Annotated in this window: 4 protein-coding genes and 1 pseudogene; 2 read left to right on the forward strand and 3 right to left on the reverse strand. The window is 43.4% G+C overall.

Annotated features, from left to right (window positions below):
• Positions 1-495 precede the first annotated feature (495 nt).
• Together C1G57_RS03820 and uvrB are read right to left on the reverse strand one after the other, a co-directional pair.
• Positions 496-7,074, reverse strand: coding sequence for a ZmpA/ZmpB/ZmpC family metallo-endopeptidase (locus C1G57_RS03820; protein ID WP_105113813.1), 6,579 nt, complete (start codon positions 7,072-7,074; stop codon positions 496-498).
• A 216-nt stretch (positions 7,075-7,290) separates the two neighbouring features.
• Positions 7,291-9,276, reverse strand: a complete 1,986-nt coding sequence (gene uvrB / locus C1G57_RS03825) for an excinuclease ABC subunit UvrB (RefSeq protein ID WP_105113814.1) — start codon at positions 9,274-9,276, stop codon at positions 7,291-7,293.
• A 133-nt stretch (positions 9,277-9,409) separates the two neighbouring features.
• Here uvrB and C1G57_RS03830 point away from each other — a divergent pair, with 133 nt between their 5' ends.
• Positions 9,410-10,150, forward strand: coding sequence for an ABC transporter ATP-binding protein (locus C1G57_RS03830; RefSeq protein ID WP_105113815.1), 741 nt, complete (start codon positions 9,410-9,412; stop codon positions 10,148-10,150).
• Positions 10,150-11,754, forward strand: a complete 1,605-nt coding sequence (locus tag C1G57_RS03835; protein ID WP_105113816.1) for a permease — start codon at positions 10,150-10,152, stop codon at positions 11,752-11,754. Before C1G57_RS03830 ends, C1G57_RS03835 begins: the two co-directional genes overlap by 1 nt.
• A 205-nt stretch (positions 11,755-11,959) precedes the next feature.
• Here the strand turns inward: C1G57_RS03835 and C1G57_RS03840 are convergent.
• Positions 11,960-12,167 (reverse strand): annotated as a pseudogene (locus C1G57_RS03840) (transposase); the annotation flags it as partial.

Below are 12,167 nucleotides of genomic sequence, written 5' to 3' on the forward strand. Positions count from 1 at the left end.
TCAGCCTGTTCCCTTGAAATATAAAAGGAACAGAGTTCTAGCTGCATCTGCGAAGCCTAGTCTGTTTTTGATTTTCATTGAGTATTAGTGATAGTTGGATATGGGGAGAATTTATCATTGATAAATCATTCGATTGGTAAACAAACAGTCTATAGTAAACCCTAAATCTTGAATGGTTTTTCCTAGCTAGAAAGGATGATATTTAAAATACCACTACTAGTATATCACCCCCCCCCCCTCAATTTTCAAGGTTTTTGCTTAAAATTTTCAAAAAATTATCATTATTAGCCTATCTGGTGCTCTAGTCAATGAAAATCATTCTGCCCAGGCTTTCAAGTCTGGCAGAACCTTTGAAAGTTGAAGGTGGAGTGAGCCTATGCTGTCTCTACACCAAGGATAGCACCCCTGTTCCTATCTTGTGCCGTCTAACAAGCGAGAAACTCCACGGATTCTCATAGCAAAAGAAGCCAGCCAAGGCCGACTTCTTTCAATAGATTATGGGTTGAAAATAGATGTTCTGAAATCATTTGTAGCGTTCATCAAGGCTTGATAAATCTTGATTTTCAGCGTTGAAAGTCGGCTCTTGTCGCTGCCGTATGACTTGTTCTGAATATCAGCATCAATCGCTGCGCTAATCAGTCTTTGAAGATCGTCATAGGTCGAAATCACGACTTCCTTGGTTGAATTTGCAACACCTAATTCATACTGTATCGTAAATGGCTTCAGTTTGCCTGCTTTCGCTTTATCGACACGCTCCATAAACATCGCTTTCTTGAAGGCTTCCCAGCTTACATACTCACCATTAAAGACTTGATCTAAGACATGTTTGTCTGTAATCAGACCTGTATTCTTCTTGTTCCAGTTATCATAGGTAATGGAGTTCTGGCTCATAGCATAGTCAGATAATTGATTTGAGGTATACGGTACAAATCCATCTGTGTAACCTTTCGCTGCGATTAACTCAAAGGCCATACGACGGAACATAAAGTCACCTGGTGATCCATTCGGATTGGAGAGGGCTGAATAATTCCCTGCAAACATCGGAACACTGTAGTAGCCATTGCGTTGTAAATCAGTATTGTATTTCACACTTTGATAACCATAACGATCAATAATGCTTCCGTTGATTAGGTCATCAAAAGTAGTCAATTTAGCAGCCTCTTCCTCTGTCAAGGTCGTCATTCGGTTACCAGCATGGGTATTCTTGCCATTTTCTTGAATGTAGTAATTTTCAAGTTTGAGGAACCAATCCTTCTTCAGGCTACTTGGTTTTTCAAGGACTGTCATCCCTTCGATGTAATCCAATAGATAGAGGACATCAAATTGATTGTGGAAATACTCATTAAAGTCCTGCTCGCTATTGAAGCGTGCAACTGGGTCACCGACGTGAACACGATTGGCTGCGTCACTCGTGAAGACCGCATTGAAACCAAGGATTGTCCGATCGACTGAAGATACGTTTTGAAGCAAACCATCTGCAAACAATTCCATACCTTGTCCCATACGACGACCATAGCCGTGGAGGTAGGTAGAACCATCTTGGTTATGGACCATTTCATGAGTGTAGAGAGTCGTACCATAGTTATCTAGCATACTATAGATAACATAGAAGGTTTCTTTCCCGTTGGCATAGGCAGTTTTAGTTCCTCCCTCTGCATACCACTTGTTAATTGGGCCATAGTAATCTTGAATAGCATCCACATCTGCAAGAAGATTACGGTAGATAGCCTGTCCATCTGGGCCATACATTTTGAAACCTTCATTATTGAGCACCGTTCTGAAGAGCTTGTCTCTGTTTTCTTCATCAAGAATCTTATACCAGAAATCAGCATTGTCGCGCTGCATGATAGCTGCTTTATCGACTAACTGACGGACACTATCCCGTTTGGCAGGATCCTTATAATCATCCACATAATGCTCATAAGAACCGATAGCGAGGGTGTTCATGTTACTGATGATAAAGATGTCCTCTTGCGGTAAGGTCAGTAGTGGCAAGAGCATTTGGCGATATTCCCAAGATGGATTGGTGATCTTGTCGTACACGGCAAGTGCATACTTACTGTGCTTCTCTGCAGCATCTTGCTTGGCAGCTGCTTCTGCGACCTGCGACTTGCTTTCAACAACATAGGCTTTGGTTGTTTGTTTGAACCACTCGTTGTCTGTCAGATTTGGCAAGAAGAGTTTGCGATAAGCTTCCACCATATCAAAGAGCGAAGCCTGCTTATTTTGCTTACCAATAGCTGAAGCATAGGTACTTACGTTGTTATGGGCACGAAGAACATCATAGCCACCATTACCGATTGCTAAAATCATATCAAGGGCAGAGGCAGCATCATTTCCAAAGAAATCAGGTTCAAAGATGGTCAAATCTTTGGTATTTACATCCCCGTAATTGATGTCATACCAACGGTTCAAGTAAGTCAAACCGAGAAGAAAGGCTTCCTTATTGTCAGTAATCTTCTCTTTTATGTAGGCTTCAGAAGCCTGTCCTTGACCGTTTAGGCTAGCAACTAAAATCTTACGGACATTGCTCTCTAGGTTAGCTTTCACCTGGTCAAAGCTTTCACCAAAGTAGAAATCTTTAGCTGTGCCAGTCTGTCTATTGGCATCTAATTTAGTCGGATAATTGACAACAGCTTTCATGGCATCTGAATCAAGTACTACACTCGATAGACTATTTACCAAGTCGCTAACAAGGGCGCTTCTGTCATTCAAGAAGGATTCTGGCGTGTAAATCAAGTCCGTACCAGCAATCGTGTATTCTACCACATGATTGTTTTTAAAATCTTCCAGATAAGAAACTGACTTATAATCCACCGTACCATCCGCATAGTGAAGCATAATCTTGTTAATAGTGGCTTTCTCAGTATGGACATCTGCAATAAAGGCTGTATCTTTCATTGGAACAACATCCAACAAGCGAACCTTGTTGAGCTTATCATCTACTGCGATTTTATTTCCATAGTAAACAAGCAATTCCTTGTTATAGAATGGCAGGATTTTCTCCATATTGTAGTAGGCAGTTTCATGGTCAGCTTGCGCCTGCTTCAGGGTCAAGTAATCTACTGAATAATGATTTAGGTTAAGCGGAACAGAATCACTAATTGTCGCTTGAATATTCATAGTTTCCACTTTTGCTTGTGCTTCTTCAGCAGTAATCACTTTGACATTAGTCAAGTCATCTGCCTTGGTTGTAAATCCATCTTTAATCTTACCATTTGGATTTGCAGGTTGACCGATAATGCTTATCGTACCAGTCATATCACTGATAACATTGTTGACGTTACCACTATAAGGAGCATAGGCACCCGTTACTTGGTTGGCACCTGCGATGCCACCGACAATGGCTGCTGATTCAGTCGTCACAATAGAACCAGTTGCGTATGCATTATAGACACTTCCTGGTACATCGTAGACAAGCATGGTACGGCCTACAATACCACCAGCTACTTGATTTGTCGTACCTGGTAGGGTAATGGTCGCATCAACCTTGGCATTTCCGACACTTGCCATCGTACCGTTACCCAAGATACCACCAGTTAGGCTTGCTTCAGTTCCGGTTACTTCAATACTTCCCTTGAAGGATACATCCTTGATAGTCGAGTTGGTTGCGGAATGAACTAGACCAGATACATGTTGTGGACCTTTTAGGCTGGCCTCTACTGCTACGTTTGTGACCGATGCATTATTGGCATTGACAGCAATGGTAGCAAGAGGATTGGTGGTGCTTGTCTGTAAATGAGCATTTTTGATGTCCAAGTTTTGAACTTTACCACCAAGGTTGTAGAAAAGTGGTGCTTTCATGTTACTGATTGAGAAAGCATAGCCATCATTTACTCCGTCCAAGGTACCACTAAAATTCTGAACGTATGAAGCTACGTCACCAACTGGTACTTCACTGGCATCCAAGTGAGCCCCCAGTTTGAAGGTGCCTTTAGAATTTGCTTTCATGGCATCAATCAGAGCTTTGAAAGATGTATAGGTATTGGCATCCGTCGCCATCTTCGGAATGTAAAACTCACGATTTGCAACGTATTGGTTGTTCTTATCCTCTACCAACTGGTCAAAGGAGGAAACCATTTTGAAGACAGCCTTGCCATTCAAAGTCGTTTCCTCAACGCTTGAAACTGGAAGATAGACTTCTTTAAAACGATCGGATGTTACCTTGATAAATAGTTCATTAGCCGATGCTGGAAGTTCTTCTAAAAACTCTTGACCGACATACTTACCATCTTTACGGCGGTAAACCGTCACCGCATCAATATCCTTGATTTCAATCTTCTTGTAAACTAGGTCAAACTGACGCATGCTTTCAAGAATAGCTTCTTGCTCTGAGCTTTGTTCCTGCTCTGCCATTGTATAGAAAATCTTAGTTTTGACTGTATAGTCTGTATAGAAATCAAGATTTTCCAATGTCAACTGACCATTTGGATCTGTAATGGCCTCTTCTTTAACCAAGGCACCTGTATTGTCATAAAGAAGGGCAACAGCTCGGAGGAAGTTAGACGTTTCATCTGTCAACTTGTAGCTGATTGTTGCTGATTTAGCATCATCATTCTCTACCAAATTAGTAATAACAACTTGTGGCACTTTTTCGACTTTTGTACCACGCGCAATGACTTGCTTAACTGGTTCTTTGGTGATTTCTTCTGTTACAGTCGGATTTTCCTGACGAACACCCTTGATGGTTTTATAGGTTGTTGTAATCGTCTTAGAACCATTGACACCTGTTGTTACAACTTTTGTCTTACCTTCTAACAGTGTAGGATCATCAACATACTCCGTTTCAAAGGCAATGTCAACTGTTTCTGTGTCAGTTTCTGTAGCCTCGATTGGCTTGGTACCTTTGAGAACTTCCTTGCTTGTCGGCTCAACCAGAACTTTCTCCGTCACAGTTGGGTTTGCTTGACGAACGCCTTTGACTGTTTGGTAGGTAGTGGTGATTTCTTTGCTTCCAACCTTACCTTCAACAACTACTTGCTCCTCATCTGTGTAGAGGTCAGCTGTTTCGGTAATCTTGGTTTCAAAGGCAATGTCAACTCTTTCTGTGTCAGTTTCTGTACCCTCGATTGGCTTGGTACCTTTGAGAACTTCCTTGGTTGTTGGCTCTTGGGTTACTTTCTCGGTTACTGTTGGATTTGCCTGACGAACACCGTCAATGGTTACATAAGTAGTGGTGATTTCCTTGCTTCCATTTTTACCTTCCGTAAGAACTTGTTCTTGACCAACGTAGAGGTCAGCTGTTTCTGTCGTCTTGGTTTCAAAGGCAATATCAACTGTTTCCGTAACGGTTTCCGTACCTTCAACTGGAGTTGGGGTAGCCGTTTTCGTACCACGCGCTACTACTTGAGGCACAGGCTGAGTAGTCACAGTTTCAGTGACTGTTGGATTTGCCTGACGAACGCCATTTATAAGAGTGTAGGTTGTTGTAACAGTCGCCAATCCATTTTGACCAGCAGTAATGATTTTTTCTTCACCAACTGGAAGGGTCGCATCATCTTGGTAGCTGATTTCAAATGGAATGACTTTTGTAGCTGATTCCGTCTCCGTTGTGACTGTATCAGCTTTCTTTGTACCAAGGCGAACAATCTCAGTCACTGGTGAATTTGTCACCGAACTTGAAATCTGCTCAGACTTGATCAAGACACCATCAGCATAGTAATTCTTAGTGACAGTAGTCCGAACACCTGCAACACCTGTTTGATCCACATTTCGAGTTCCCTCCGCCAAGGTGTCATCATAGATGACTTGACTTTCAAACGGAATAGCCTCCGTGTTGGTCGTCGTATCTTCCGTCAAAATAACTTCTGGTACTTCCTGCGTTGGAGCTGTATCTGGTAGAGCAGTAATGGGTTTGGTACCAATTTTTACAACCTGATTAACAGGGGCTTGGCTGACCGTTTCTGATACAACTTCTGATTGAACCAAGACACCAGCAATGAAGGTTTGCTTGGTTTCAATGGTCTTTTGACCAGCCTGGCCAGCCTGAGCTGTCTGTCTAGTACCTTCTGGAAGAGTATCGTCATAGATTTCCTCAGTTGTAAAGGCAATCGATTCTGAATGGGAAGTGACTTCCTCCGTAACTGCTAAGGCTGGAACTTCGTGTGTTGGTGCCGTATCTGGAACATCCGTTACAATAGGCTCTTCAGCTTTTTTACTGCCAATCTCGATGATTTTTGGAGTAGCAGTTTTGGTAATTTCTGATGAAACTTCTTCTTCCTTCAGAACCTGACCATCTACCAGCGTTTGCTTGATGGTAATAGTCCGCTCACCATTTTGACCTTCTTGAACAATTTTTTCTGTTCCCTCATCCAAGGCAGGATTTTCTACCGTCTGAGTTTCAAAAGCAATAACTTCTGTCTTTGTGAGAGTCTTTTCAGTAATCGCAACAGCTGGCACTTGATGACTAGGTGCCGTATCTGGAACTTCGGTAACCACTTCTTCTACAGGCTTTTTCTCCTCTGCTGGAAGCTCGTCTACTGCTCTGCTATCTTTAAAATAGCCCACATAAACATAGCCTTCAATGTCAGCTGGCGCTGGCAAGGCCTGACCTGCTGATCTTTCTACCGTATGGTTGAATTGAGCCAAAATATGGCTAGTCAAGGCTGAGCTGGTCGGTGCCAGGAAACTTGCACCCGTTGCGGCAAGAATGATAACTCCCGCAAGTTCCTTCTTCCCTTTTTTACCAATCTTTACAGCCAAAACCAGAAGCGTTAGACCTGCTACTGCCATGGCAGCATTCTCTATAACGCCTGTCTTTGGCAAGATTTTTGATTGACTATTGGTATTTGCCACTACAGGTGTCTTGCTCGCTCCTACTGGACGATAGACCAAGTAATAAGTAGCATCTGTCGCTTGAGCCAAACCTGGCAGGTCTCGAATAATCAATTCTTTTTCTGCATCTGTCAACTCTTGCTCAGTTACATAAGTATAATTAATTGACTGGGCACTAATAGACGGTGCCGCAGCAATGGAAGTCGCAAAAAATAGGCTTGTCACCGTCGCTGAAACAAGACCTACCGATAATTTACGAAGTGAGAAACGCTCTTGTTTCTCGTTAAATTGTTTCTTCATTATTTCTCAAATCCCCTTAAGAATATACTCTTCCATTATACTCCCTCAAGTGCAAGGAAACAAGTATTACGGTCCATTACTCGTAGAAAATACGGATTCTATCTAAAAGTAAGAAAGTAGAAATAGGGACTTTGATTATATAACCCAAAAAAATACGGGAAATATTTTAGAAAAAACGACTGGAATCCTTTTCCAATCGCTATTTATCTTCTTTGTTTACATATTCTTCAACTCAATAACCATATCACGAATCTGAGCTGCCAGTTCAAAGTCAAGCACTTCTGCTGCTTCCTGCATTTGACCTTCCAGTTTCTTGATCATAGCCTTGCGTTCGTCTTTGTTGAGGGCATTGAAGTCCACCACTTCTTCCTTGTCCTGAGTGACAGCCTTGGTCACGCTAATCAGGTCACGGATTTCCTTCTTAATGGTCTGTGGAATGATACCATGCTCCTCATTGTAAGCCATCTGGATTTGACGGCGGCGGGCTGTTTCTTCCATAGCCTTGCGCATAGACTCAGTAACCTTGTCCGCATACATAATCACATGGCCTTCAGAGTTACGGGCCGCCCGACCGATTGTCTGGATGAGCCCCCGTTCATTACGGAGGAAACCTTCCTTGTCAGCATCTAGAATAGCCACCAGACTGACTTCTGGCACATCAATCCCTTCACGCAAGAGGTTAATCCCTATCAAGACGTCAAAGACACCCAAACGCAAATCACGGATAATCTCCGTACGCTCCAAGGTCTTGATGTCCGAGTGCATATACTTGACCTTGACGCCCATTTCTTTCAGGTAGTCGGTCAAGTCCTCTGCCATTTTCTTAGTCAGGGTAGTGATAAAAGTCCGCTCACCCTTCTCAACACGGGCATTGATTTCACCCAAGAGGTCATCCATTTGGCCCATGGTTGGACGGACTTCCACTTCTGGATCCAAAAGCCCTGTCGGCCGAATAATCTGCTCGACAACGGTATCAGTCTGCTCCATTTCATAATCACCCGGCGTCGCAGATACATAGACTATCTGGTGGACATGGCTCTCAAATTCTTCCCTGCGCAGCGGACGATTGTCCAGTGCACTTGGGAGGCGGAAACCATAATTGACCAACATCTCCTTGCGTGAGCGGTCACCATTGTACATCCCCTTAATCTGCCCCATGGTCATGTGGCTCTCGTCAATCATAATCAGGTAGTCTTCAGGGAAAAAGTCCAGCAGAGTATATGGAGGCTCGCCCTCGCTTCGCCCATCCATGTGTCGTGAATAGTTCTCAACTCCGTTGGTGTAGCCCATTTCTCGTAGCATTTCAATGTCGTAGTCGGTTCGTTGTTTCAATCGCTGAGCTTCTAAGAGTTTTCCTTCTGCCTCAAAGACCTTGAGCTGCTCTTCCAGTTCCGCCTGAATCTTGGCAATGGCCGTTTCCATGTGGTCATCGTTGGTCACGAAGTGGGTGGCAGGGAAAATCGCCAAGTGGTCCACATCGCCCAAAACCTTACCTGTCAGGCTTTCAATCTCACGAATGCGGTCGATTTCATCCCCGAAAAACTCCACACGGAAGGCGTGTTCATCACGAGAAGCTGGGAAAATCTCCACCACATCGCCACGCACACGGAAGCGTCCCCGTTGAAAGTCGATGTCGTTGCGCTCGAACTGGATATCTACCAAGGAATTAAGCAACTGGTCACGGGAAATCTCCTGACCTGGTCGCAGGCTGACCACGCTGTCAGCATATTCCTTGGGCGATCCCAAACCGTAGATACAGGAAACGGAAGCCACGACGATGACATCGTTGCGTTCGAGAAGTGCTGAGGTCGCTGAGTGACGGAGTTTGTCAATCTCATCGTTGACCGAACTATCCTTCTCGATATAGGTATCGCTAGACGGTACATAGGCTTCGGGCTGGTAGTAATCGTAGTAAGACACGAAGTATTCGACTGCATTCTCTGGGAAGAATTCCTTGAACTCGCTGTAGAGCTGACCCGCCAAGGTCTTGTTGTGGGCGATGACCAGAGTGGGCTTGTTGACGCGGGCGATGACCTGACTCATGGTGTAGGTCTTACCAGTACCAGTCGCCCCCATGAGAATTTGGGCTTTTTCGCCCCCCTCGATATTATCCACCAAGGTTTCAATAGCTTGAGGTTGGTCACCAGACGGGGAGTATTTTGATACAAGTTTGAATTGGTTTTCAGTATTTCGGTTAATCATAGGTCTATTATAGCAAATTTTTCTTATAGATAGGATTTGTGAGTTTCTTAACTTTTTTCTAAAAAACTATTGCATTTGTACTAAGATAGCAGTATAATAACTGTAATTTATTATATTTATCTAGGAGGTTCTTATGATTCAATTTAACCATGTTACTAAAGCCTATGGCGACACCCTGGCCCTTGATGATTTGAATTTGACCATCGAAAGTGGCGAGATTTTCGGCCTGATTGGACATAACGGAGCAGGCAAGACGACGACCATCAGCCTGCTCACCTCCATCATCGAAGCTAGCCAAGGAACCATCACTGTTGACGGACTTCAACTGGAAGAAAATCGGGATGAAGTCAAAAAACGGATTGCCTATGTACCCGACTCGCCTGATATTTTCTTGCACTTGACAGCTTTTGAGTATTGGCATTTTCTCGGCAAGGTCTACGGGGTGGATAAGGAGACAGTAGACCAGCGTATCAACAAGTTGGCTACTCTATTTGACATGACTGCTCGCCAGTATGAGCCCATCGACAGCTTCTCCCACGGTATGCGGCAGAAAACCATTATCATTGGTGCCCTCATTCCCAACCCAGACATTTGGATTTTGGATGAACCCTTGACGGGACTGGATCCCCAGGCCTCATTTGACCTCAAGCAGATGATGAAGGACCATGCCAAAGGTGGCAAGACCGTTCTCTTTTCGACCCACGTTTTGTCTGTTGCAGAACAACTCTGCGACCGTATCGGCATTCTGAGAAAGGGACGACTAATCTTCGTAGGAAGTCTGGAAGAATTGAAATCCCACTATCCTGACAAGGATCTGGAAACCATCTACCTAGAATTAGCAGGTCGCCAGCAAGAAAGTAGAGGTGAGGATTGATGAACAAATCACTGATTTGGGAATTGACCAAAATCAATATCCTCTACTCCAACCCGCAACTGCTAGCTGCCGTTAAGAAAAAGCAAAATAAGAATAAAGATGGGCGATTTTCAGCCTATCGTAGTATTCTTATCCAGCAGGTCTTCCTCATTCTGTTGATGGCTATCCTCTATTCTGCTTTCTTTCTGGGGATTGATTACAAACGGTCCACTGGTTTCTTCTCCCTACAACTAGCTCTTTTTGCCATCTTGGCAACTGTTTATGGATTTACAGGCTTCTTTTCCGTCTTTTACGATAGTAAGGACACCAAACTCTACCTCCCTCTTCCCCTTAAAGCCAGCGAAGTCTTTATCGCTAAATTCTTATCGGCTCAAGGAATGGTTTTGCCCTTCCTTATGCCCTGTCTCTCTCTTCTTATCATTGCCTATTGGCAGATAGCAGGACCAGCCTTTGCAGTATTGGCCTTGCCTAGTTTCGCTATCTTATGGCTTCTGGTTAATCTTCTCAACTTGATTTTCATGCACTTTGTAGGGGAAATTCTTACCAAGAGCCCTCATAAAACAACCATTTCTACCCTCCTCTTGACAGGCTCATCCTTGGTTTCATTAGGGGCTCTCATGTTTCTCCAGTCTCAGCAAACCATTTCCCTTCAATCTGGTGGGATTGTTGAATTTCCAAAAATACCTATTTTTGTCGGTTTTCACTATCTCCTCAGCCAGACCTTGTCAATCGGAACGTTTGTCCATCTAGTCCTGCCAATTTTGTTGATGATCGGTCTGTTCTACTTTGCCTTTCAGACTGTTATTCCAAATTATTTCCAGCAAGTTTTGGCTATTGATACTGCTTCTGCCAAACGCAAAGTCGGCAAGCCGAAGAAATTACCGCAGAATTTAAACCAAGCCCTTATCAAACATCACCTATCTACCCTAAACGACAGCAACCTCATGGTACAGACCTTTTTACAGTCCTTGGTCATGGGAGTAGCCATGTTTCCTTCTATTTCTAAATTTACTGAAGGGGACGGATTGAGTTCTCTTTCTTGGGAATTTTTCGGAATTGCTTTACTGGCTGGATGTTTGTTGGGAAATATGTTCGCAGGTGCTACAACCTTTATCGGAACAGCAATGTCCTTGGAAAAGGAAAACTATCACTTCATCCGAACCTTACCCATTAACTTCAAACAGTTTACGATTCAGAAGTTTTGGGTAATTGCTGCAGTCCAATTCATCCTTCCAACCTTGCTTTATCTGGCCTTAGCCTTGTTTGTTATTCAAGTAAACGCTGTTTTAACCCTCTTCTTCGGTCTAGGAATGCTTGTTTCTGCCCTACTAACTGGACAAATTTATTACTGGAGGGACCAGCGCCTACTCATGCTCAACTGGCAAAATTCCAATCAGCTCTTTGGTCGCGGAGCAGGTCAGTGGCTGATTGCTGGTTCCATCTTGCTAACAATGATTCTCGGATTCATCTTGCTCGTCATCAGTAGTGTAATGACTACCATCATTGGTCCAACCTTAGTAAGCTCTGGACTGGCAACCCTGATAGTCATCCTTTCAGGATTACTCCAGCTATTTTTATACAAGGCTTACTGGAAGAAATTGTAGCAACCATCCCAAACTCTAGCTGTTACAAACTAATCATTTAATAGAAAAGCAACCAGAATTTTCTGATTGCTCAATAATCTAAAATATTATAAAAGAGGCTGGGCAAAAACTAGCCAGTAAATAAAAAATACAGACAGATTGAGCTGCTTCTGATGAAATCCAGCCGTACTGTCTGTGTTTTTCTTTTTATCTCTATTATCTTGGACTAATTTCTTAGCCAATTTCGTGAGATTCATACTCATTAGGAGGAATCCTATCTCAGTTTCAACCACTTTTTGACCTCTGACATGGACTCTGCGCACGCCAAAAACACCCTTCATCCTACCAAATACAGGTTCGACATCCACCTTGCGTTTGGCATAAATGCGGGCTCCCTCTTTACTTGTCAATTCCTCTTTGACTAAGTTCTGTAT

Source organism: Streptococcus suis, assembly GCF_002960425.1.
Classification (GTDB): domain Bacteria; phylum Bacillota; class Bacilli; order Lactobacillales; family Streptococcaceae; genus Streptococcus; species Streptococcus suis_S.

What these genes read in the sequence shown, in the direction of transcription:
- C1G57_RS03820 (WP_105113813.1), bottom strand. Translation starts at nt 7,074, where the DNA reads ATGAAGAAACAATTTAACGAGAAACAAGAGCGTTTCTCACTTCGTAAA.
- C1G57_RS03835 (WP_105113816.1), top strand. Translation starts at nt 10,150, where the DNA reads ATGAACAAATCACTGATTTGGGAATTGACCAAAATCAATATCCTCTAC.
- C1G57_RS03830 (WP_105113815.1), top strand. Translation starts at nt 9,410, where the DNA reads ATGATTCAATTTAACCATGTTACTAAAGCCTATGGCGACACCCTGGCC.
- uvrB (WP_105113814.1), bottom strand. Translation starts at nt 9,276, where the DNA reads ATGATTAACCGAAATACTGAAAACCAATTCAAACTTGTATCAAAATAC.